Genomic DNA, 23,868 nt, shown 5'->3' with positions numbered 1-23,868 from the left:
TTCTCTTCATAGCCTTTATTTTTTCATAGTATATGGTAATAGTATTCCTTTGTCAAGAGGAATTTATTTATACATTTTTATTCCATCTTCAATAATATTCCAGAACTTATCTACATCAATATCTATTCCAACATAACTATTAGATTCTTTTTTCAGATAACCAAAATAATCGCAATTAGTACGTCCATAACTTTGTGTACTGCGAATATCTATCTCTGTATACATGGCTTTGGCAGTTACCACAGATGGGTCTATTAAATATGCAATGGTTACCGGATCATGCAAAGGACCGCCATCCCATCCAAAAACTTCTTTTTGTGAATGATTATAAAAATTCATTAAATCCACAAATAATTTAGAGGCTTTATTATCCGCCTTTCCCATTCTTTCCACTATACTTGGATAACAAAGTACTTTTCTGGTTACATCCAGTCCAATCATTACGACCTTTCTTCCTGATGTAAATACAACATGGGCAGCATCGGCATCGGCTATAATGTTAAATTCTGCCGCAGATGTTACATTTCCTAATTGATAGGAGCCACCCATAAGAACAAATTGCTTTATTTTAGTTGTAATTGCAGGCTCCAATCTAAGGGCCATAGCATAGTTTGTTAATGGCCCTGTTGAAACTAAAGTTATATCTCCATCGGAGGCCATTAACCTGTCTATTATAAATTGAACTGCATGCTTATTCTCTGCCTTTTTTGTAAGAGGATCAAAATGAGTTCCATCTAAACCTGTTTCTCCATGAATGTCATCTGCAATTTTCCGTTCCCTTATCATTGGTCTGTCACAGCCTGAAAATACAGGTATATCAAGCCCCAAGTGCTGGCATACATTTAATGCATTAATTGTTGTTTTTTCTAAGGTTTGATTTCCTGCTACAATAGTAATCCCCAACACTTCTATTGCCGGACTGCTTCCAGCTAACATAATGGCTACCGCATCATCATGACCGGGGTCACAATCAAGTATGATTTTTTGTTTTTCTACATTATCCTTATATGTTTGATTTACTGGCATATGTATCATCTCCTTTTACTGCAAATGAAATGTATGAATAGATATCACTTATATTATAAATTGTAATTTTATGTGAACTCTTCTAAATTACTTCAATTACAATATACCATATATTAGTAAATATGGCTACCACAAACTTTTACTCAGTAATTTTAAAAACTATGTTCTCAGGAGTATGAACATCCTATTTCCAGTACCATATACCTTTTATCCTAAAATACCTCCAATGCAGCTTTCTTTATTGCCGATTTCTCTACCAACTTTACAATAATAGTTCCTATTATACAATATACAATCCCCAAACCCATCTCACCTATTAAAAGCCATGTAAGCCTTCCCGAATCAATCTTATCAAATAGCATATTTGCGGCCTCTATGCTGCGTGTAAGTGGCAATACTTTTGAGAATAGCCTTGCTGCCAATGGAAGTTGAGAAACAGGAAAATTAGCTCCGCAAAAAATCATAAGAACATAGGAAGATAGATTCAATATAAAATTCATCTCATCTGTAATTAAACCAAGTACAGCCAACAACATTCCGAATCCGGTAGCTGCAAACATTGCTACAATTGTGATTAATAAAAATAATCCCGGATTAATGCCGGTAAAATCTACTCCAAATATGAGACTTCCCATAAAGAACCCAAGCATAACGGATAATACGGCCGCAATACATGGATAGAAACCTTTCTGTAATATAATACTTATCTTGTGAACTGGTGCTACAATAATGGATCGTAATCGTCCAAAATATCTTTCTCCGGTAAAGGTTCCGCCTAAACTAAATATACAAGTATTAATGCAAAGCAGAAAAGAATTCCCCACTACCCAATGGGTCAAATCTGATTTACGAAAGCTGTATCCGGCTAAAACGCAATAAAAAATTAAAGTGATCAATGGATATGATACTTTAAACAGAAGAATTTCTTCAAAACTAAAGGCTGATTGTTGTCCTTTAAAACTCAGCCATGCTTGAGAAAAGAATCGTCTTAACATATTAACTTACCTCCAGGGTTGCTTTCATACGTACTTGTTTTTCTATGGTACGACAGAGAAATATGGACAATACAATATATATCATTGTGATGCATCCAAGAATACCAAGTATAGTAAAGTACTCCATCCTATTGTCTACTCCTGAAACACTAAGACGAATCAGTTTGACTGCCCATGTAGGTGATAGGGCATAACTAATCGGTAATACCCAAACGGGAAGGATCTCTACCGGAAAAACAAATCCACACAATAAAATAACTGGTATCTCAATACAGTTCATATAAAGCTGTGTCTTTCTGGATAGGGTTAACAGATATGCCAAACAAATGGATATGGTTATAAAACATATAACTGCTGCAAAAATAGAAAGCAGCAAAAACCCTGGGCTGACCACCATAATCGGTGCATGATATACTATTTTTGCTGTTAAAAAAGATATAATTAAGGTTCCTAAAGATAAAACAGTATTTCCTAATACTTTACCAAAGATTATAGTGCTAAAATTAGCAGGTGTAACAAATATAAGAGATAGGGTTCCCATAGATCTCTCCCTGTTTATATCTCCTGCTGACGAAAAACAAATGCAACTCCAAAGTCCCATAAGTCCTCCACCAAGCATTACGTATGTAGTAAAATTATCTTGACCGGAATTTTTATACATTTCATACAAAAGTATAGTCTGTACAATGGGTGCTGCAATTAAACAAAAGCGATACATAGGGCGTACAAATGAATTCTTCATCTGCAGCCTCAGAGTATCCCATATCACAATCAATTGTTTCATAATAATCCTCCATTCTGCCGCAAACCCGCAAATTTAAGCGGCAGCACAAATTTGCCCTGTGAAAAATCTTGATTTCCCACACTACTACCTTCACTCCAGCAGATAATTATATTAGTTAATTTTCTTCCACTAACTGAATATATACATCTTCTAAAGTGATTTCTTTCTGGGTAAATGAAGTTATCTTTTTGTTTTTTAATACATCAAATAATGTTCCGCTTATATCACAATCAGACTTATGTTTTATATAAATTATGTTGCCCTTTTCATTAACTGAAGCAGAAACCGATTTTACGCCCCGTATATTTTTGATTTCACTTATTAACTGTTCAGAAGCTTCTCCAACTAAAACTTCTATGGAGCTGATACCATTTACCATATGTTTTAAATTATTTGGTGTATCAAGAGCTACTAATTTGCCTTTGTTGATAATTGCAATTCTGTCACAAAGTTCATCTGCTTCATACATATAGTGAGTCGTAAGCAAAACGGTTTTTCCCTTTTCCTTCAACTTTTTAATAATATCCCGAAGCATTCTAGCCCCTAAAGGATCCAATCCTACCGTAGGTTCATCCATAAACAAAATATCAGGATCATTAATAAGCCCTCTGGCAATTTGTAAACGCTGTACCATACCCTTTGAATAAGTTTCAACTAACAGATCTGCTTTATCCGATAGTCCTACTAAATCAAGAATTTCTTCTATTCTTTTACTGGCAACCGGAAAATCAATGTGATACAAGTTAGCAAAATACTTTAGATTATCCCTGGCAGAAAGTCTCCGATATACTCCCATTTCACCTCCAAAGATAAAATTAATCCGCTTTCTGATGTTATCTTCTTCACCGAAAGTTCGGAAACCTAAAACCTTACATTCACCTGAGGTTGGGGCTAATAATGTTATTAACATCTTAATGGTTGTTGTCTTTCCTGCTCCATTCTGACCTAATAAACCAAATATTTCACCTTCCTGAACCTCAAAAGTAATTCCGTTCACTGCATGAATAATTTCTTTTTTTCGCTTCACCCATCCTTTTGTTGTTATGTACTCTCTTTTTAAGTCTCTTACTTCTATTACAGCTGACATAGGAACCCCCTTTTATCTAATTCGTTACTTATCGAATTTCATTATAATCGAATTACTTTAAGGTGTCAAGATAAAAAAAGCCCTTCATAGCTATAGCTTAGCACTATATTCCATGAAGGGTATTTTTTATTATACAGTTACTTAAAGATAACACTTATATCCTATATTTAACATTATTTATTTCCCAAAGTCTCAGTAAGGACTTTTAATAGCTCATCAACATTATTTCTGCTAATGCTATAATATTTTGAGTTCTTTTCCTGCTCTTCATTCACAATACCTGCATTCTTTAATTGGTCCATATGATGAGAAACAGTAGAAGGAGCCAGTGATAGTTCTTGTGCAATATCAAGTCCTCGAAGAGGTTCCTTTGTATTAAGTAAGGATATAATTTTAAGCCTTGTACTATCAGCAATGGTTTTTAACTGCTTTAACATCATTTCATTTTCTAAAGGAGCAGGCCTTAGTGTATAAAACAAAATCTGATCTTTCCCGAAGAAACGAAGTGCCCGATAAGGAAGTAATAAGCTTGGGGAAAATGAAAACTTTGAATATGGCCCTCTGTTATGAAAGGTCTTTCCCATAATTTTTTGTGAATATTCCAGTGCTTCTTCCTTTACTAAAGCCTTCTGGTGCTTAGATAAATCTTCCTTTATCCTATCTGCCAACCCTTTCATCTCACTTTGAAACCCGGGTGTACGTAGTTCTTCCGAAAATGCAAAAAATTCTTCAAGGTATCTTTTTCTTTGCCTTATAAATGATTGAAGTCCAAGAAAACTATAGAAAAAATCATGGTGTTCCAGATAAAATTTCTCCAGACCCTCATCTGATTTCACTGCCTTTTCCAATTCCTCTTTTTCAATAAAGTAGAAGCATTGGGCTAAGAATTCTAATGTATCCAGATTCAATATATAATCTCTAAATTCTGAAAGATGAAAATTATCCAACGGATAATTCAATAAATGTTCTAGTATACAGTTAATACTAAATTTATTAAAAGTTCCAGCTATCTCTACAAGAAAGTGATACTTTTTCTTTAATTTTCCAATATATTCTTCCCCATATAGTTTGGTACACAATTGATGTTTTTCTTCACCTTCCAAAATGTTTAATACTCCCAACATTAATTCCATATCTTCAGAGAAAAAGAATACGCTATTCGAATTTATTTGCTTATACATCTTTATAACTATGCTCCTTTCAGCGTCTGGAGACTTTGTACATAGCACAAATCTCCGGTTGAAAGATTTCAACTTTGGAAGAATTTCCATTTTGAAGAATGAAATCTTTCAACCATCCCGACATGATGTCGCTTTGCCACATCTCAAATAATAGACGAAGAAGTTCAATATGAGAATTCCAATGGATTCTCATGTTGGAGTTCTTCCAGTGTGAAACTTAGAAATTCTTAGTCTGCGTACTGTGCTGACTTAGAATTTCTTTTCACACTTCACCTACCCTAATATCTCTTCCAATTCCTCACGGGTTAATGTATTGATAAATACTTCTTTTGACTGAATGACAGAATCGGATAAATTTTTCTTCTTCTTTTGCAATTTATAAATTTTTTCTTCAATAGTACCTTTGGTAATAAGCTTAATTACATGAACGGATTTCATTTGCCCTATACGGTAAGCTCTGTCGGTAGCCTGGTCTTCTACTGCCGGGTTCCACCATGGATCATAATGGATCACCGTATCTGCACCGGTTAAGTTAAGACCTGTTCCTCCAGCTTTTAGAGAGATTAAGAATACTTCACCTTCCCCTTGGTTAAAACGTTTTACATAGTCATTTCGATCCTGTACTTTTGTTGAGCCAGCCAGATAAAAGCATCCGATATTTTCCTTATGCAATTCTGCCTCAATAATCGAAAGCATGGAAGTAAATTGGGAAAATACAAGTATTCGGTGCCCATTGGCAATGGCATCGGTTATAATTTCCAGCAATAATTCCAGTTTACCGCTTCCACCAGTATAGTTATCAATAAAAGTGCTTGGATGGCAGCATATTTGTCGAAGTCTGGTTAATGCTGCAAGTATTTTCATCTTGCTCTTTTCAAAACCATTTTCTTTGATTTCTGTATTGATTTCACTTTTAACATTCTCCATAAAGGATACGTATATTTTTTTCTGTTCCTCAACCATGTCAGTAAGCATCTTTTCTTCTACTTTATCAGGAAGTTCATGCAATACATCTTTTTTCATTCTTCTTAGTATGAAAGGTGTAATACGTCTGTTTAAATCCCTTAATTTGTCTTCTTCCTCTTTCATAATAGGTTTTTCATAAATATTTATGAACTTAGTATGGCTGAACAGATAGTTTGGCATGATAAAATCAAAGATGGACCATAATTCAGATAAGGAATTCTCAATTGGCGTTCCTGTTAGGGCAAATTTATGCTTTGCCCTTATGAGCTTAACGGATTTTGCATTAAGTGAATCGGCATTCTTTATATACTGGGCCTCATCAATAAATACGGTATGAAATTGTATTTTTTCATATAATTCAATATCTCTTCTTATCAATGGATAGGAAGTGATGATAATATCTGCTTTCCTGTCCGATTCAATCAGTTCTTGTCTTTCTTTTGGTGAACCGGTAATCACTTCCGTTGTTAAATGAGGGGCAAAATTATCAACTTCATCCTGCCAGTTATAGATTAGTGATGAAGGACAAACAATTAAAAACCTTACTTGATCCGGTTCTTCCTTAACAGCATTTTTGACCCTACTTACTTTGTTATCAGCGTCCGGCTCTTTAACATTATTTTTATTCTCAGAATCCTCAAGTATAGAAGCCATATAAACAATAGATTGCAGCGTCTTTCCAAGCCCCATATCATCTGCAAGAATTCCACCCAGATTATTTGCAGCTAAGGTTCTAAGCCACTTATATCCGGTCATCTGATAAGGACGCAAAGTAGCCTGGATTCCATTGGGCACCAGATATTGTGTTATACTAGGATTTAAGATACTATCAACCAAAGCAGAAAAATCTGCATTCTTTTCTACTTCCAGATTTAATTCTGAAAATGCATTATTTAAATATACGGCAGCATTCTTGGATACTTCTATTTTTTCCTTATCCAGTTCTTTACCTGATACATTCAGTTTACTTAAGATATCCCAGACATTCTTAATACTCTCATCTTCCAGATTAATAAAGCTGCCGTTCTTTAAACGATAATACTTTTTCTTTAACCGGTAGGATTTAAACAGTTCCTGTAACTCATCTTTAGGAACTTCTTCGTAATTTAAGTCCATTTCTAATAAATCAACACCTGTGCTTACACGAAGTCCGGCCTTGAAACTTCCCGGTGATTTAATATTAATCCTTTTAAAATCATCTGAATAGTACAGTTCACATTCCTTTGCCAGATCATGAATGGAGTTTGTTAAAAACTGGTATATATCTTCTTCATTTCTCATAATAAAACTATGGGATTTGGGTACAAATCCTAATTTCTCCAGGTATTCCAGATAATAATCTTCCTTCCCGGGCTGTCTGACTATAATATAATTAGGCTCAGAAGGATTGTCAAAAGCATTAAACTCATGTTCACCGTACCTGAATTTTAATTCCCCTCGAATATGATTCTTTGCTCTGTCTAAGTAAACAATCGGCTCTAAATCCTCAGTAATAAACCGGTCCTGTAACTCTTCCGGTACAGCCAACTCCATAATTTCACTTATTTTTGGCAGAACTACTTCCAGAAATTTATTTTTATGGACTCCTTTGAATACCAGGGGATCCCGATTGCCGCCTAAATTATTAAAAAAAGGAACATAATTATGCTTAAACCTTTTATTGGGTTTATAGATACACCCGTTAAAATATAGCAGTTCCCCGGTATCCGTAAGGGGGACAATGTGATAATTGCCGCTGTAATCCATAATAATTCCATCTTCAATCATGGATAAATTGTATTTAATACGGGGATTGGAAGCTGAAAATATAACATCCTCGTACTCCTTCCCATAAAGATCCAATTGAAATTTATTTTCTCCCAATATGGTTAATAGCCTTAAAAGCATATTCTTGGTTAAAATCACTTGTGACCGGTTAAATAATTTTGGAATTGCCATTTTGTCTACAACTTCTTGAATCTCAAGTATTTCTAAAAAATAATCCAGTACTTTATTAGACTGCTTATCAAATTTACTCTCGCCATGAACAAATTTAAATTCTTTTCCAAGCACAATATTTTCTTTATTATATAAATCCAATAAGAACTTCTTTATAGACTGAATTTTATAGAACTTACTGCTGCCAACACGAATAGAAGCAAATGCATTTCCTTCGCTGTCTCTTAGAAGACTTGGTATGGTTATGGTTACTTCAATATGATAAGTTTCCCCTTGAACAATACTTACTTCTTCATTACTAAAATATTCGATAATCTGATATATTTTCTTTTCCTCCGGATTATCCGGTTCTTTTAATAAAGACCGCTCTACATAATTAAGCACGAAAAGAAGTGCAGTCACAACATGCTTGCATGCACCGTTTTCTTTCAGATGCTCCGAACAATTACAGCTATGTTCAAAGGACCCGTCTTCGAATACTTTAATGGTTACATTATAATTAAAATTATCCTTAACCGTAATGCGGTATTGCTTTTTGCTATTTGACCAGGTAGCATTGACTACATGATTATTTTTATAGTCTTGCAGACCTCTTGCATAAACCACATCACTGGAAGCAATGTTTCGAATTCCAATTCTGGATAATTGTATCATTTAATTTACTCCTTTTACATCTTATTCAATCCTATTATTATACCACATTTAAAAAAATAAAGTAGTATTTCTTCGGATAAAGTAAAATGGGGGTGTAATCTACCGAATGACATTAAATATTCCATTGATTTAGATTGTAACAATGATATCATGAACGTACCTAATACATATAAACTTTACCAGAATTAAAAAAACCATTGTATTCTGAAAGCAATTTATTCTTGCTTTATCCAATTCTGTGTACTATAATACGTAATTATTTAAATTAAGGAGGATTATAATGTATACTGTAGAAGAAATAGAATTTGGTTCAAAACGCTATGAACAAACCCTTCTGTTGCGAGACAAAATTATGCGAAAACCCCTGGGACTTTCTATCTATAATGATGATTTATCTTATGAACAGCAGGCTATTGTACTTGCTGTTTTCGATACAGAAACAATTCTTGGCACAGGAGTTCTTGTTTTTGAAGACGAAGCAACTGCTAAAGTCCGCTTTTTATGTGTTGATTCCAATTTGCAGAAAGGTGGTATCGGACGGGCGATACTTGAGAATATGGAAGAACGCTCATTACAGCATGGAATTAAAAAGATACATTTGGAATCCCGGGTAACAGCCAAGGATTTTTATAAGAAACTAGGTTATCATGAATATGGGGATACTTATTTAATGAAACAGGCTCCAGTTGAACATATCCGGATGCAAAAGATAATATAGCTTTTTAAATAAAATCAATAAAATGAACTGTAATTATCATTTGAAATCAGGCAACATACAAGACGCCATCCTTAATATCACAAGGCGGTGTCTTGTATAAAATAATAATTGCTATAGTGGATTATTTCATGCCTTTTGGTAAGGACAAATCTCCTTTGAGGCTTCATGTTGCTCACAATTATGAACCATAGAACGTAACCCGAATATAAGGCAAACTACAATTCCCATAAATGGAAAAGCAATATAACAGCCATTTATATTACCATAAATGATGGAAAATCCCCAAAGCAAACAGAGTATCCCTAAGAACGCAAATATAATACTTTTAATAAAATAGCGGTATTTACTCAATCTGAAACGATGAATTAAATCTTTTATATAAATCAACTTCTATTCCCCCTAGACAAATGAAAGCTTAAATTTGATATTTTATTAACTTATCTCTATATATTAGACGATTTTGAAAGCAATATTGTTTCAACAATTTATAAAACTCTTAAAGAAATGCAGAATAAATTTTGGATTTCCATTTGACCTGTTTAACGGATTAGTTGGATACCGCCACACCTATCTGATTATAAATATTTACAGCATCCATAATATGCAATTGTTTTGTTTGATGTGTGCCGTCTGCATTTGCAGTTACCAATATATACTCATGCCCATTAACACTTGCCAAACTTGCAAGACAAAGTCCTGCCTGGCCAGTATACCCGGTTTTTCCACCCAGAATTTCACCTCCGGTTACTTCTGCTGAGTCCATGTATTTGAACATAGTGCTATGGAAAGTAAATCCCCCCGGATGAGAATTTGAGGGGGTTGTACTATATCTGCTGCTGGTAAATACAGTACGAAAGACTTCATTCTTTAATGCATATCGAAGAAGTATATAAATGTCTTCAACCGTTGAATAATGGTCATCATCATGGAGACCGGTGGTGTTGCGAAAATGAGTATTTTTCATTCCAAGTTCGGCAGCTTTTTTGTTCATCATCTCTACAAATGCTGTTTCTGAACCGGCAATAGAATCAGCAAAAGCCAAACAACATTCTGCTCCGGAAGGAAGAAGTATTCCATAAAGTGCATCTTTGTATTTTACCTTTTCCCCCGGTTGAAACCCCGCCAGTGATGCATTTTGGGAATACAAATCCTGAAATAGATCCGATGAAAAAATCAATGTTTTTTCTAAATCGGGTGTATTCTCAATTGCAAGGATTGCTGTCATAATCTTAGTTAAGGAAGCAGGATATATACGCTCACTGCTATCTTGTTCCACAAGCACTTTTTCGCTGTTCAAATCTACAAGAATAACATTAGGACTATTTAAATGGTCTAAGTCAACCGGTATGTCAGGTATTGGTTTACCAGAACCTTTATCCGGCAGTACTAAATCCTTTGTCCTTATATCTGAGATTTTAAATGGCCGCTCTTCATTATTCATTGAACGAAAATCTTTTATTACTAAAACAAGCAAAAAGAGTAACAGTGTCGTAGCTATAAAAAATAATCCATATAACTTTATCATTCTTTTACGACGCTGCATTTTTCTTTTCCTTATCAACTGTTTTTTTATTTCTTCATCCAAAATAATACACACCTTTCTTTTTACAAAATAAAAGTAGCTCCTGTTCAGTAATCATTGTACTGAACCAGAGCCACTTGTACTTTAAAATTCCATGATTTAATTCTTAAGAAAATCCTAATATTTTATTGATATTTTCTTAATCTGTTAAAGGAAGTGAAACTATAAAGGTAACTGTATTATCTTTGCTTTGCGCTGTAATGGTTCCTTCATGTAAAGTAACGATTTCTTTTGCTATAGCAAGTCCTAATCCAGAACCGCCTGTAACAGAGGTGCGGGCTTCATCCATCCGGTAAAACTTTTCAAAAATGGTTGATAGTTTTTCAGAGGGAATGGTCTGTCCTTGGTTTTGAAAGGTAATAACCACACTATTATCCTTCTTTTCTGCCGAAATAATTATTTCTGTATCTGAATAGCTATAGGCCACCGCATTTTTCATAATATTATTAAATACCCTAGCCAGCTTTTCAGGATCTCCATAGATGGTAAGGCTTTCATCTACCTGAATTACAGCCCTGTTTCCTTTTGAAGATAATATGGGATAAAACTCATCTATCAGCTGTACTAACATAAAATAAAGGTCAATAGTTTCTTTTTCCAAAATAATATGCTGTAGATTATACCGTGTAATCTCGAAAAATTCGTTTATTAGTTTTTCTAAACGATTTGCTTTATCTAAAGTTATATGAACATATTTTGCTTTCTGCTCTGGCGGCATATCTGGAGCTTCATCCAATAAACTCAAGTAGCCAATAACAGATGTAAGGGGAGTTCTAATATCATGAGCAAGATACATAACCAAATCATCTTTACGCTGTTCAGCCAGTTGTGCCTCAAAAGCACGCTTTTCTAAAGTTTGACGGACGGTGTTCAACTTTTTCTCTATGGCAAACATCTCTTCTGATAAAACAATCTCTTTTCCATCATCTTTGAGTAATTTATCAATTCCATTATTAATTTCATTAAAATACTTAGTAAATCCTATAAGGGAAATTCTAAACAGTATAAAAAAGACAATAGAAACAGATACAATCCAAATTATCTCAATATTGTCACGAAATACTTGCCGATAAATATTAAGCGCTTCATAATATCCCAGGGGAAAATACTTTTGAAGTACCGAAACCAGCCAATTTCCTCCTTTTCCACGCCAAATAGAGTTATATATTGCTACTATAACTACAAAGGCTATTATCACCATACCCAAAGCCTGCAAAAACATTTTAGTTTTTAACCGCGAGAAATCAGCATTATTTTTCACTTTACGTTTCAATTTTATAGCCCACTCCCCAAATTGTTTTTATATACTTAGGATTTTCTACCGTATCGCCCATTTTCTCGCGCAAATGTCGAATATGTACGGTAATTGTATTATTGCTTTTACTGTAATATTCATCCTTCCAAATCTCATGAAACAATTCTTCAGCACTCACCACTTTACCTTTTTTCTCCAAAAGAATTTGAAGAATAGCAAACTCAGTGGGAGTCAGAATAAGTTCTTTCTCGTTTAATAAACACTCATGGGTTTTTATATTCATTACAAGTCCGGAATGGACAATAATAGAATCCGTAATCCCTGCTTTTTGTACCATATTATACTTTTTGTATCGTCGTAGCTGTGCTTTTACTCTTGCTATCATTTCAAGGGGACGAAAGGGTTTTGTAATATAATCATCTGCCCCCAGAGTTAAACCAGTTATTTTGTCTGTTTCATCATCTTTAGCTGTCAGCATAATAATAGGATAGGCATGGTGCTCACGTATCTTTTGGCAAAGAGTGAATCCATTCATATCTGGCAGCATTATATCCAAAATAGCAAGATCGATTTCTGTAGTTTCAATACAAGCAAGAGCATCCTTTGCAGAATAAAACTTAAAAACAGTATAATTTTCATTCTTTAAGTATACTTCTACTAAATCTGCTATTTCATGTTCATCATCTACTATCAATACTTTATTATTCATCTATATTCTATCCCTTCCCTATACTTATCATTATATTGTAACATGACATGCAATGAAATGTATTCATTTTTGCATAAAGAATTATTAATATTTTCCTAAGGTTCTTATTTTCGGGATAGAAATTATTTATCAATGCTTATGTTACTCTTAATATTAGACCCCTTTTTAATTTATTTCTGATAAATTTCGAATTCTGCTACCTGTCCCCCGCCTGCTCCAGAATTCTCTGTAAATACAAGTTCCACGTATCTTGCTTGCGTATCATCAAAAAGTATTTGTACTTCGTTCCCTGTATCAGGATCAAAGGTATATTGCTTCTCACCTGCAAGAGTAGTAAAATTCTCACCGTCATCACTGATTTGGACAGCAATGGTCTGGGTTCGTTTACCCCAGATAGCCATTGGATTTAAAGCAATTCGAATGGCGTGAAAGGTCTGTATACTCTCTAAATCCACAGTAAGATAGTTGGGATAATCCGGTTTTCCTTCCCAATAGGATACACCTGTAGCTTTCCCGTCTGTTACTTTTTTTGGAGTATATACATCTGCATAGCTGCTGGCTTTCACTTTCTTTTTTAATGCTATATTAGTACCCTCCGGTAATACCAAAGTATACTCTTTCTTCTTAAAGTCGGGATGCTCCATACCCTCTGTCTGGTCAGGTGACTGCATAACTGTAACCTGATCAGCGTCCATCTGACGGGGAGGTTCCTTGGCTCTGCCTGGTGCAAAGCCAAGAAGATAAATATTAACTGCCAATAAAATCACAATGATTATGGGGCGTACTACTTTCATTCATATATCCTCCTTATTTTTAGCATACAAGACAAAGGCTGTTCCTTATTTTATAATTATATTTTCCGTAGTGGCCGGATCAATTTGGAATTTACCTTGTTCAAAACCTGTAATTTTTTCACTTAGAATTTCAAGATTACTTATGGATACATTACTAATCTTATGGTTTTCATCAAATCCTTCCACCCTTGATGGGCTGAATTTACCAGACAATACTTTTACATTATCAATGATTATATGATCAATAGTTCCTCTTTCTTTGGTGGAAGTCCAATTGGATGTCTTAGGTATGTGAATATCAATCAAATAAGGCATCTCATCACCGTCTCCGGAACCCATCTGGGCATTTTCTACTGTTATGTTTTGAAAGGTTACCTCTTTTATTATGGCATCATCTGCATTATGTACGGATATAACCGGTTTGTGAAAATTATTCAGTACAGTAATATTTCTAAAGGTAATATCAGATATGGATACATCTTCTGCCTGTCCTTTGTTGGTTTCATAGCCTATTTCCATAGATTGGGCAAAATCTGTCCATAACTGCATATTTTCAAATGAAATATGTGAAGAGCTTCCTTCATAATTTTTAAGTACTAAAGAATCATCCCAGCTTCTTACGAAACTGTTTTCAATCCGGTAATTATTGCAGGACTGCAGTGTAATTCCGTCTCCGTTAGGTCTTGAAGAAATAATACGAATACCGTCTATAACACCATTTACAGAACTTTTTGCAGAACATACCCAGGCATTGGAGTTTAATACAATAATGTCTTTTATGGTAACACCATCACAATTATCAAATTTTAACGGTACATAGGCAGTTTTGCCCATCCACCCCTGAAAAGAGGAACCATCCAGTATTCCTCTTCCTTCTACTTTTATATTTTTTGCATAATTGGCGTTGATAATACCATGAACTACAGCACCACCTGCCAGATATAAAGTCTGGTTATCTTCCAGTATGATATTTTCAATATTCCATTCACCTGGGCCAATATATTTTATATTTTCTGTACTTTCTGTAGGTGCATCCTTTTCGATGGTATTGGCGAATATATGTAATGCCCGCTCCGGTGAATCATTAAAAATGACGGTGTAATTGTCCGGTTTGGTTATGGTAAAAGTGACTGTCTTAGAATCTAAATCCACTTCCGGTATAATATGATAACTTAGTGGGCTTATTTTAACTGATTTTAAATCCATAGCAGGAACACTTACTTCAATTTTTGCCATACCTTCAAAATCAAAATACGTAATGGGAGTTCTGGACTGAGGAGGCATATAGTCCGGATACCATACTCTATTGTGATTAACATTGGTATCATAAACATAACAATCATATCCGTTTACTTTTACTTTTGTGTCCGTACAGTGCAATAGAGCAAAATTCCTTTGTTTTTCGCTTTCACTTAACAGATCTTCCGGTTTTGCATCCTGTAAAGATTTTGGCCCCTCATAGAGAACCAATTTAGAGCCTTCATAATTTAACATCCTGCTTATCTCTTTTGTTCTGTCTTTTAAGCGTTTTCCTGCAAAAACTGCTATTATAATAAGTGCAAAAATTACAAACCACTGAGCAAACTCCATAACCTTTTTCCCTTTTTCCATATGTCTTTTCCTCCTGAATTGATCACACTTCCAAACATGATGCCCCTTTGCGACATCTCAAATAACTTAGAATTTCTTTTCACACTTCTTATACCAATTCCCTATAAAATCACCAACGAATCCTGCACCCTTGAATGTAGGGATTTTTACAGTGATTTCTTGGAAGGATTTTAATAAGGGATTCGTATTATTCTTCTAAGATAACTTCCCAATTAATGTCTGCCCAAAGTCCTGGAGCTTCATAATCTGCTCTAAGCTGTTTATATTCAGTTCCTATCCCCAATACTTTCATATGGGCTGCTTTTCCGGCTACCACACCGGCAAAAGAATCTTCAACCACTAAGCATTCTTCATATTTTAATCCCAGTTTGTCCGCTGCAACTTCAAACACCTGGGGATCTGGTTTTGACCTGGTTATATCCAAGCCGCAGCTGATTTTATCTACATAGTGAATAAGTCCGGTTCTTTCCAGTATAAGAGGTGCATTTTTACTTACTGAGCCGATTCCGATAAGAATTCCTTTTTGCCTAAGCATTTTAAGGCATTCTTTAGCTCCAGGCAGTATTCCATTCTCATTCAGTTCCTCCAAAAGTTCTTTGTAGTATGTATTCTTACGCTCTGCCAGTTCTTCTTTTTCCTCTTCCGTATAGATTCTGTTACCTTTACTTAGAACTACATCCAGTGAATTCATTCTGCTGACACCTTTTTGCCTTTTATTATCCTCTTTTGTAAATTTATCAATTCCAAGCTCATCAGCTAGTTTTTTCCATGCATTAAAGTGCATTTCATCCGTGGATACAAGTACTCCGTCCAGATCAAAAATTACTCCTTTTATCATCATTACATTCTCCTTTTAATTCGTTTTTCTTTTGATTTTTTGTCTATAATTCTATGCTTTGCGTTACTCTTGTTTATTGTAGAATCATTATTCCTGGAAGCAGCAATTGAATTCATCTGTACATCTTTGCACAATTATGATAAACTAATTACACTTACGTTTAACATAAAACCTGCAAAAGAAAGGAACTTGAAAATGACCACTATTAAAGACATTGCACAGGCCGTAGGGGTCAGCTGTACTACTGTCTCCAATGTAATTCACGGAAAGACAGGCCGTGTATCCGAAGAAACCATTGCTCGTATTAAAGAAGCTATTGATACGTTGGGTTATGTTCCGAATATGTCAGCACGCTCCCTGGTGTCTAGTTCATCGAAGGTAATCGGAATGATCAGCCACCTTACTTCAAATAAAAAAGAAAGCATTGTAGAAGATCCTTTTCATTCTGCTTTTATCGGTGCCATTGAGAAAACTTTAAGAGAAAATGGCTATTATTTAATGCTTCGTACTGTAGAAACTACTTCTGACCTAATGAATTTTTTACGGACCTGGAATGTTGACGGTCTGTTCTGCACCGGAGTTTTTCAGGATGAATTTTTTGAAGCACTCAGTAATCTTACTATACCTGTAGTGCTGATCGATAGTTATGTATCCCATCCGAACATTTGCAACGTGGGTCTTGAAGATTATGACGGCGGCTATATTGCTACCAGATACCTGATTGACAAAGGTCATGAAAAAATAGCCTTTGCTTCTCCTTCTATACGGGAGAAAGGTGTTGTATTTGAACGTTTTCAAGGGTATAAGGATGCTTTAAAAGAAGCTTCCATTCCTTTTAGGCAAGACCTTGTATTTGAACAGGAATTAGATATTGATACCACCATTGCCCTGGGCAGCAGTCTTGCCCTAAGAAAGGATATTACGGCAGTCTTTGCTACTGCTGATATACTTGCAGCGGGTATTATGTCAGGTTTAAAACAAGCAGGAAAAAAAGTTCCTGATGATATTTCCGTAATAGGATTTGACGATATCAATCTATGCCGGCTAACTTCACCCAAGCTGACTACCATCCATCAGGATGCTCCTCTTAAAGGAAAACTAGCCGTCTATTTCATGATGGATAAACTGGATAATAAACCCATTCTAAACAGAGAAGTCATTCTTCCCATTCATCTGGTGGAAAGGGAAAGTGTAAAGTCTTTGTATCAATAACTATAAGAGGTACTTTTTGAGTCTCAATATTAATAAATGGAAGCTAAATATTATTATCGAGACTCAAAAGTCAAATCATGTATCACTTTTCTCATTACTTTCTCTTTTTATTTTTTCAATATGTACTTCCTTTTTTGTTATAGTAACTTGGTATAATTCCCCCATGTAGAATATCTGAAAGCGTAATTTTGTCCAGTGAGAAGGAAGATCAGGCTTTGCTTTTAATACTCCGTTTTCAATATAAATTCCGCCAAAGCCTTCTACAGCCGTCATATAAGCACCTCCTGCGGCTGCGGGATGAGTACCTCCGATATATACCAAGCCTGCCCATTGCTTACCGCCCTCTTCTAAATCTGCTCTGGCAGATTTTAAAAATAAAGGGTATGCTTTATCGGCCATACTGCATTTGCATGCAACCATAGAATACATACAGGCACTTAAAGAGGAACCATGTTCCGTTCTTGGCTCATAATAGGCCCAATTCTTATAAAGAATTTCTTTGTCATATTCATTTGAGAACAGATTAAGCATGGTTATAACATCTGCCTGTTTTATTATCTTTGTATGAGAGGCAACTCCATAGGCACCTCCCCAATATTCCTTTTCGTGTAAAAGCCTGCTCTTAATTTCAGAAACGGTAGCTTCTTCCAATTGCTCATACCCGTCAAACTGTTCAATTACTCCATTCTCATCATTGGGTTGTGGAATATAGAGATGTTTCACTCCATCCCGGAAGTTATCCAGCAGTACTTTCTTCTCTCTTCTTTTTTGATCCGGTTCTATCTTTGATGCTTCTGCCTCAAATTCTTCTTCCATTTCCAGTATTTTTATAGCAGCATCAAAAGTAAATTTAGCCATACGGTTAGTATAAGCATTGTTATTGACTCTCTCATGGTATTCATCAGGACCGATAACATCCCAAAGTTCATAGTTTTCTTTGTTAACCCGTTTAACCAAAAGACTGTAGTAGAATCTGGCGCATTCTATAATAACTTCCCCGCCGCCTTCCTTCAACAGATCATCTTTTCCGGTATATTCCACATAACGCATTATACCGTAAGCGACAGCTGCTGATATGTGGATCTGCTTATCTTTAAAATATGTTCTCATTGGACGTCCTGTAAACACATCCGTCACATTATAGTCCGAACAGGCATCAAACCCTCCTTCCTGACTCTCCCAGGCATAAAAGGCCCCTTCATATCCATAATGCTTTGCTTTCTTTTTAGCACCGGAAAGGGTATCAATACGGTATCTTAACAGTGTTTTTGCTACTTCCGGTTCTGTAAAAAGAAAAAAATCCAGCATAAACATTTCTGTATCCCAAAATACCGCTCCCTTATAGGTCTGCCCGGATAAGCCTCTGGCTGCTATAGAAAGGCTTTTTGTATGTCTGGGAGCAATGCTGTGAAGATGGTAAAGGGAATAATTTAAGGCTTCCATAGCTTCATCATCCCCTTCTATAAAAACCTCTGAAACCTTCCACTTTTCTTCCCAGATTTTCATATGCTCTTCTATAAGCTTCTGAAATCCCTTTTCTTTCGCTGCAGATAGTAAGCGGATTGCTTTTTCCCTGTAATTCTTCATATCCTTGCTTGTATAGACAGAAATGTATTTATGCAGGCAATATTCTTTTCCGGGCTTTCCCTTAACACTAAGATGTCTGATAACATACTTTTGGCTATATTCTATCCTCTCCTGAAAAGGAAAGGTAGAATCTATGGTTTCTCCCACAAAGACTTCCTCTCTGCATTCATGGGTAATTCCTGAGGCAAAGATACTATCTTGTATTTGAAAACTATCCAATTGCTCATAATGAGGACCATTTATATCCCATACATCAGAATCTATTCCGGTGATGATTTCAAAATCTCCCTCAAAGAAAGGTGTAACCTTTACTTTCAGACAAATCAGATGTTTTTCTTTCATACTGGCAAATCTTTCAGTTTCCAGTACTATATCACCTTTTGCAGTGCAAAATCTGGTTAGACGGCGGAATATGCCATGTCTGTAATCCAAAGACATATTATGAGAAACACATTCTTTCTCCGGAAGAATGTATTCCTCGCCTTCTACCACCAAACGGGTAAATAGTCCGTTTGGTGCATTCAGCGGTTCTCTCCATCCCTCTCCTGCCTGATCGTAAATACCGGAAAGATTTATTGCCGGAAGCTGTTCCTTCTTATATTCCTCCAATGTCCCCCGGATTCCCATATAACCGTTGCCTGTTAAGAATTTATTGCCAAGGCCTGTTGCTCTTTCTTTGTTAAATCCATTTTCTTCAATACTCCAATTAATCATAGGTCATCCCTTTCTCAGAGGATAACAGGAATATTAATTTCATCCTGTCCTAATATATATGGTTTTCCATAGACCAGTATCTGGATTCCTAATCCGGCTTTAGAAGATATTTTTATATTCTCCTTATCAACCTTGAATCTAAGAATGTCTCCTTTAAAATGTATTTTGAAAGCATATCCTTCCCACTCTTTAGGCAGGGATGGAGCAAAGGAAAGCAGTTTTCCATCCGACCTCATTCCTCCGAAACCATAAACAATATTCATCCAAGCTGCGGCAATGGAGGTGGTATGCAATCCTTCTCCTGTATTCCGATTATAATTGTCAAGATCCATTCTTGTTGCAAATCCAAAAAATTTATATGCTTCTTCCTCTTTTTGTAGCTGAGAAGCAAGAATGGAGTGTACGGAAGGTGAAAGTGAACTTTCATGGATACATCTGGGTTCATAATACTCATAATTGCTTTTTAACTGCTCTTTTGTAAAATCACTGTTATACAACAACATCATCATAAGAACGTCCGGCTGTTTTAACATGTCATTTCGGTATATCCTGTCATAGGTCCAATGATGATACAAAGGAAATTCTTCTATAGGTATTTTATCAATATCCACATGGGGAAGATTAAAATACCCTTCATGCTGTTCAAAGATACCTGTTTCTTCCTGATAAGGAATATACATATGTTTTGCTATATTATGAAATTCCTCTATTTCCTCTGCTAAAAGGCAGTGTTTCTTAATAATTTTCTCATATCCATCTGGATTTTTATTGGAATACCGCTTTAAAACAGAAAGAGTATATTCTATTGTTTTCTTACCTAGATAATTGGTATAGCAATTATTGTTTACCATCATCTGAAATTCATCCGGTCCCATGACCCCGTAAAATCCATAACGGGTCCTATCTTTATTCCAATCACCTCTGGAAGCAAGCATCCTGCTGACTTCAATCAGAATAGAAAGCCCATTTTCAAATATAAATTCTTCATCTTCCGTAATATTCTCATAATGCCAGAAACCATATGCAACGGCTGTGGAAGCCTGAAGCTGGAGGCTTGCATGCTGCCATAAGGAACAGCACTCTCTTCCCGTAATAGTAGCAATAGGATAAAAAGCACCTTTGCAATCCAAGGTTTTTGCTCTTTCCATAGCTTCCTCAAGTGTCAGATAACGAAACTCCAGAAGATGCCTTGCAGCCTCTGTATTATTAAATATATAAAAGGGCAGGCAATAAGCCTCTGTATCCCAAAAGGTATTTCCACTGTATGCTTCACCGGTCAACCCTTTGGCACCAATAATGGTTCCTTTATCCGCGCCGTGATAGGTCTGATGCATCTGAAAGATACAAAACCGAATGCCCTGCTGATTTAATCCATCCCCTTCTATTACGATATCAGAATCCTGCCAGGTTCTCTTCCACCAGTTAATCGTATCTTCCCTTAATTTCTGGTAAGATAAAGAATGTAAAACTTCTTGGTTTTTTCCCCATTTCGTTTTAAAATTCTCTTTCTCTTCTTCCTTTATATCTTTTCTGGTAAGATTCCTTATGATTTTAATAAACTCTATGGACTTGCCTTGTTCTCCGGAAAGTACAAATCTTCTTACCAGTTTTTTCTCTTCTTCAATGTCAGACCATTCCCTGCAATCTACCTGAAACCGACAGCTTACAAGAACCGACTGGTCTGTGGATATGGTATCCCCAAGCATACTGATACTGTCATTATCTGCTGTAGAACCTGCAATATTCCACATATTCTTACCGGTCATGTGATGTATCAGCCCAAAGTCAATACCGGAATAAAGAATAATATCACCCGAAAAATTAAGAGGTGTTAATGTGATTTTTTGGGCGGCTATTTCCGCATCCTTCATGGATAAAAACCGTTCAAACTCAAGTTTTATTTCTTTTCCATTTTCTAAGACCCATATATAAGATCTGGTCAGGATACCTTTTTTTAAATCCAGTATTCTTACATAATCTTTAAATTTACAGGTGTATAAATCAACAATCTCATTATCTGCCTGGATTCTGGTATATAGCCAATTTGCTGAATTAACAATGAATTCGGTTTTATCTATCATTCCTTTATAAGAGGATTTTTCTAAATCTGCGGCTTCGTAAATTCCGTTAAAATAATTTCCCGTAAGGCTGTCACCTGAATACCCTTCTTCAAAGTTTCCTCTGGTTCCCATATATTCATTTCCCAACGAAAATACGGATTCGGACACCATGGCGTACTCTTTGCGAAAGCCTTCTTCTATAATCTTCCATGGATGTATTTTATAATAAATATCTGCTGATTTTGCCATGCTCTACCCCTTTAATGCTCCTGCTGATGCACCTTCTGTTATTTGTTTCTGAAAAATAGTAAATAATATGACCGGCGGTATTATTGAAAATGCTACTGCTCTTAATACTTCTACGTCCGTTGCATTGGATGTTCGAAACATAAACAACCGTACCATAACCGTTTCCTTTCCTGAGCCGTTCAATACCAGATAGGGCAGGAGGAAATCTGACCAGGCGGCATTTACAGCAAATATAACTACCACCATAACAATGGACTTTGACAGCGGAAGAATAATATTAGTAAAAGTTTTCAAATAACCGCAACCGTCTAATTTGGCTGCTTCAACTAATTCCTTTGGCAGCCGCTCAAAAAATTGTTTAAATAATACTACATAAAATGCATTGGCACCAAAAGAAAGCCAAAGCGGTAAGAAAGACTGATTGATTCCGATTCTGTTAATATTAATGAACAATGCAACAACGCTGGTGGTTGACGGAATCAATAAACTCCACATAACAAGTCCATATATGACTTTATGTCCCTTGGGTTTGATAACACCAAGTACATAAGCTAATAATCCGTTAAATATAACCGCAGATAAAACACTTCCTGCAACAGATATAAAAGAATTTATGTAAAACTTGGCGAATTTCAAGTCATTCCAGGTCTTTGCATATACGCTAAAATCAAACTGTGAAGGCAATATGGTGGCACTTCTCCGAAACTCTTTAATATCCTTAAAGCTTGCAAGGAATACCCAAATAGGCGGAAAGAGAGACACTATAATGACAGCCAGACATATTAGGTAAATTATAATAAGTAGTATTTTGGTACGTTTGGAATGCAGGTCATAAAAGCGAACTGCTCCGTCTTCTTTTTTTCTGTAATTATCAAAAAACATGGAATCACCCCCCCTAAGCTTCTTTAGAAGCAGTTATCTTAAAATATAATCCGCTTAATATAATTAATACAATGCCCATCATAACAGACAAAGCAGCTGCCATTGGATAATTAAAATCTCTAAAAGCATAATTGTAAACCAGATGCATGATGGAGATACTGGCGTTATTAGGTCCTCCATTTGTCATAACGAGCGGTTCGTAAATAATCTGGAACACGGATATAATTTGTAAGATAAGAAGGGTCTTTGCCAGAGAGAAAATACCGGGTAAAATAATATAACGTATCCTGCTAAGTATACCTGCACCATCTATGGTAGCCGCTTCATATAATTCAGGATTGATGTTGGAGATCCCTGCCATATAAATTAATGCAGTAGAACCCGCACCTTTCCATGTCATAATAATTACAATAAGGGGAATAGTCCATTTCGCATTGGTAAGCCAGACCTGAGGCTCAATACCAATCTTGCCCAGTATAATATTTAACACGCCTGTACTTCCAGGGCGGAAAAAGAATCCCCACATAAGAACGGTAGCCAGTCCCGGCATGATATTGGGAAAATATATGCCCACTCTGAAAAAACTTTTGAAATGAGTTGTCTCTGTTATAAGAACCGCCAAAATCATAGGTATAAAAAAACCAATTGCAAGAGACCAAAATATGTATGTAAACGTATTAGAAAAGGCAGCAAGAAAATCCGGATGCTTTAAAACCCTGATATAATTTTCAAACCCAACAAACCTTTCCAGGCGAATTCCTTTTGCCGTATAAAGAGAAAGCCGAATGCTTTCTAACAATGGCTCCCACACAAAAAATGCAAATAATATAATAGTGGGAAGCATGATAAGCCATCCTACCGCATCTTTTCGTTTTATTCCTGTCACTGTTTTGTTATTTGCCCTGTACTTATTTCTTCCAGCCACCTTATCTGTCCTCCTTAGCTTTTACTTGTCTGTATAGAAAATACCACCGATAAACAATTAGCTGCTATTCAGAATTGATGGGCATCTTAAAAAAGATCCCC

Annotated in this window: 18 protein-coding genes and 1 other annotated feature (1 of these 19 cut by a window edge); of the genes, 2 read left to right on the top strand and 16 right to left on the bottom strand. The window is 35.7% G+C overall.

Translation table 11 applies throughout. The features are described 5' to 3' along the window. Positions 1-19, bottom strand: a binding site (T-box leader); it reaches 220 nt to the left of the window's first position. A 44-nt stretch (positions 20-63) separates the two neighbouring features. The 6 genes from BM183_RS00615 to BM183_RS00590 form a co-directional block, all read right to left on the bottom strand. Continuing rightward, entirely contained in the window at positions 64-1,026 is a 963-nt protein-coding gene (locus tag BM183_RS00615; protein WP_091683546.1) for a nucleoside hydrolase, read from the bottom strand. Between the two features lie 212 nt (positions 1,027-1,238). Beyond that, complete coding sequence (locus BM183_RS00610) at positions 1,239-2,021, bottom strand: ABC transporter permease (protein WP_091683544.1); 783 nt, start codon at positions 2,019-2,021, stop codon at positions 1,239-1,241. 1 nt (position 2,022) lies between these two features. After that, positions 2,023-2,805 (bottom strand): ABC transporter permease, encoded by a 783-nt coding sequence (locus tag BM183_RS00605; RefSeq protein WP_091683542.1) that lies wholly within the window; start codon positions 2,803-2,805, stop codon positions 2,023-2,025. Between the two features lie 115 nt (positions 2,806-2,920). Then, complete coding sequence (locus BM183_RS00600; protein WP_091683540.1) at positions 2,921-3,892, bottom strand: ABC transporter ATP-binding protein; 972 nt, start codon at positions 3,890-3,892, stop codon at positions 2,921-2,923. A 173-nt stretch (positions 3,893-4,065) separates the two neighbouring features. Continuing rightward, entirely contained in the window at positions 4,066-5,073 is a 1,008-nt protein-coding gene (locus tag BM183_RS00595) for an ArsR/SmtB family transcription factor (protein ID WP_170847840.1), read from the bottom strand. A 273-nt stretch (positions 5,074-5,346) separates the two neighbouring features. Beyond that, a complete protein-coding gene (locus BM183_RS00590) occupies positions 5,347-8,631 on the bottom strand; it encodes an SNF2 helicase associated domain-containing protein (protein WP_091683536.1) in 3,285 nt (1,094 codons plus the stop codon). A 280-nt stretch (positions 8,632-8,911) separates the two neighbouring features. Between BM183_RS00590 and BM183_RS00585 the strand changes: the two genes are divergently transcribed. Beyond that, positions 8,912-9,349: a GNAT family N-acetyltransferase gene (locus BM183_RS00585; RefSeq protein WP_091683534.1), complete on the top strand. Its 438-nt coding sequence runs from the start codon at positions 8,912-8,914 to the stop codon at positions 9,347-9,349. A 547-nt stretch (positions 9,350-9,896) separates the two neighbouring features. Here BM183_RS00585 and BM183_RS00575 read toward each other — a convergent pair. The 6 genes from BM183_RS00575 to pgmB all read right to left on the bottom strand — a co-directional run bounded on the left by BM183_RS00575 (position 9,897) and on the right by pgmB (position 16,141). Continuing rightward, positions 9,897-10,892 carry a D-alanyl-D-alanine carboxypeptidase family protein gene (locus tag BM183_RS00575; RefSeq protein ID WP_242960784.1) on the bottom strand — a complete coding sequence of 332 codons (996 nt, stop codon included), beginning with the start codon at positions 10,890-10,892 and terminating at the stop codon, positions 9,897-9,899. A 178-nt stretch (positions 10,893-11,070) separates the two neighbouring features. Further along, positions 11,071-12,153, bottom strand: coding sequence for a vancomycin resistance histidine kinase VanS (gene vanS / locus BM183_RS00570; protein WP_091683768.1), 1,083 nt, complete (start codon positions 12,151-12,153; stop codon positions 11,071-11,073). 40 nt (positions 12,154-12,193) lie between these two features. Then, positions 12,194-12,895: a VanR-ABDEGLN family response regulator transcription factor gene (gene vanR, locus BM183_RS00565; RefSeq protein WP_091683530.1), complete on the bottom strand. Its 702-nt coding sequence runs from the start codon at positions 12,893-12,895 to the stop codon at positions 12,194-12,196. Between the two features lie 170 nt (positions 12,896-13,065). Continuing rightward, positions 13,066-13,689, bottom strand: coding sequence for a discoidin domain-containing protein (locus BM183_RS00560; protein ID WP_091683528.1), 624 nt, complete (start codon positions 13,687-13,689; stop codon positions 13,066-13,068). Between the two features lie 45 nt (positions 13,690-13,734). Then, on the bottom strand, positions 13,735-15,300 hold the full coding sequence (locus tag BM183_RS00555; protein ID WP_091683526.1) for a glycosyl hydrolase family 28 protein: 1,566 nt from the start codon (positions 15,298-15,300) through the stop codon (positions 13,735-13,737). Positions 15,301-15,487: 187 nt separating this feature from the next. Continuing rightward, a complete protein-coding gene (pgmB, locus tag BM183_RS00550; protein ID WP_242960783.1) occupies positions 15,488-16,141 on the bottom strand; it encodes a beta-phosphoglucomutase in 654 nt (217 codons plus the stop codon). 192 nt (positions 16,142-16,333) lie between these two features. Here pgmB and BM183_RS00545 point away from each other — a divergent pair, with 192 nt between their 5' ends. Continuing rightward, positions 16,334-17,350: a LacI family DNA-binding transcriptional regulator gene (locus BM183_RS00545; protein WP_091683522.1), complete on the top strand. Its 1,017-nt coding sequence runs from the start codon at positions 16,334-16,336 to the stop codon at positions 17,348-17,350. Positions 17,351-17,425: 75 nt separating this feature from the next. Here the strand turns inward: BM183_RS00545 and BM183_RS00540 are convergent, their stop codons facing one another. From BM183_RS00540 to BM183_RS00525, 4 genes are read right to left on the bottom strand one after another with little or no spacing between them, the layout of a single operon-like run. After that, positions 17,426-19,651, bottom strand: coding sequence for a glycosyl hydrolase family 65 domain-containing protein (locus BM183_RS00540; RefSeq protein WP_242960782.1), 2,226 nt, complete (start codon positions 19,649-19,651; stop codon positions 17,426-17,428). Positions 19,652-19,665: 14 nt separating this feature from the next. After that, positions 19,666-21,960, bottom strand: coding sequence for a glycoside hydrolase family 65 protein (locus tag BM183_RS00535; protein WP_091683520.1), 2,295 nt, complete (start codon positions 21,958-21,960; stop codon positions 19,666-19,668). A gap of 3 nt (positions 21,961-21,963) precedes the next feature. Beyond that, a complete protein-coding gene (locus BM183_RS00530) occupies positions 21,964-22,842 on the bottom strand; it encodes a carbohydrate ABC transporter permease (protein WP_091683518.1) in 879 nt (292 codons plus the stop codon). A gap of 13 nt (positions 22,843-22,855) precedes the next feature. Further along, positions 22,856-23,767, bottom strand: coding sequence for a carbohydrate ABC transporter permease (locus BM183_RS00525; protein WP_242960780.1), 912 nt, complete (start codon positions 23,765-23,767; stop codon positions 22,856-22,858). Between the last annotated feature and the right edge of the window lie 101 nt (positions 23,768-23,868).

It is taken from the genome of Anaerocolumna aminovalerica, assembly GCF_900115365.1.
GTDB lineage: Bacteria > Bacillota > Clostridia > Lachnospirales > Lachnospiraceae > Anaerocolumna > Anaerocolumna aminovalerica.
Note: the sequence above shows the minus strand (reverse complement) of the source record. Positions and strands in the feature narration are given on the sequence as shown.

Coding starts and splice junctions, on each gene's coding strand:
- BM183_RS00545 (WP_091683522.1), top strand. CDS start 16,334: ATGACCACTATTAAAGACATTGCACAGGCCGTAGGGGTCAGCTGTACT.
- pgmB (WP_242960783.1), bottom strand. CDS start 16,141: ATGATGATAAAAGGAGTAATTTTTGATCTGGACGGAGTACTTGTATCC.
- vanS (WP_091683768.1), bottom strand. CDS start 12,153: ATGTTTTTGCAGGCTTTGGGTATGGTGATAATAGCCTTTGTAGTTATA.
- BM183_RS00600 (WP_091683540.1), bottom strand. CDS start 3,892: ATGTCAGCTGTAATAGAAGTAAGAGACTTAAAAAGAGAGTACATAACA.
- BM183_RS00540 (WP_242960782.1), bottom strand. CDS start 19,651: ATGATTAATTGGAGTATTGAAGAAAATGGATTTAACAAAGAAAGAGCA.
- BM183_RS00605 (WP_091683542.1), bottom strand. CDS start 2,805: ATGAAACAATTGATTGTGATATGGGATACTCTGAGGCTGCAGATGAAG.
- BM183_RS00595 (WP_170847840.1), bottom strand. CDS start 5,073: ATGTATAAGCAAATAAATTCGAATAGCGTATTCTTTTTCTCTGAAGAT.
- BM183_RS00535 (WP_091683520.1), bottom strand. CDS start 21,960: ATGGCAAAATCAGCAGATATTTATTATAAAATACATCCATGGAAGATT.
- BM183_RS00590 (WP_091683536.1), bottom strand. CDS start 8,631: ATGATACAATTATCCAGAATTGGAATTCGAAACATTGCTTCCAGTGAT.
- BM183_RS00585 (WP_091683534.1), top strand. CDS start 8,912: ATGTATACTGTAGAAGAAATAGAATTTGGTTCAAAACGCTATGAACAA.
- BM183_RS00560 (WP_091683528.1), bottom strand. CDS start 13,689: ATGAAAGTAGTACGCCCCATAATCATTGTGATTTTATTGGCAGTTAAT.
- vanR (WP_091683530.1), bottom strand. CDS start 12,895: ATGAATAATAAAGTATTGATAGTAGATGATGAACATGAAATAGCAGAT.
- BM183_RS00575 (WP_242960784.1), bottom strand. CDS start 10,892: ATGCAGCGTCGTAAAAGAATGATAAAGTTATATGGATTATTTTTTATA.
- BM183_RS00530 (WP_091683518.1), bottom strand. CDS start 22,842: ATGTTTTTTGATAATTACAGAAAAAAAGAAGACGGAGCAGTTCGCTTT.
- BM183_RS00555 (WP_091683526.1), bottom strand. CDS start 15,300: ATGGAAAAAGGGAAAAAGGTTATGGAGTTTGCTCAGTGGTTTGTAATT.
- BM183_RS00615 (WP_091683546.1), bottom strand. CDS start 1,026: ATGCCAGTAAATCAAACATATAAGGATAATGTAGAAAAACAAAAAATC.
- BM183_RS00610 (WP_091683544.1), bottom strand. CDS start 2,021: ATGTTAAGACGATTCTTTTCTCAAGCATGGCTGAGTTTTAAAGGACAA.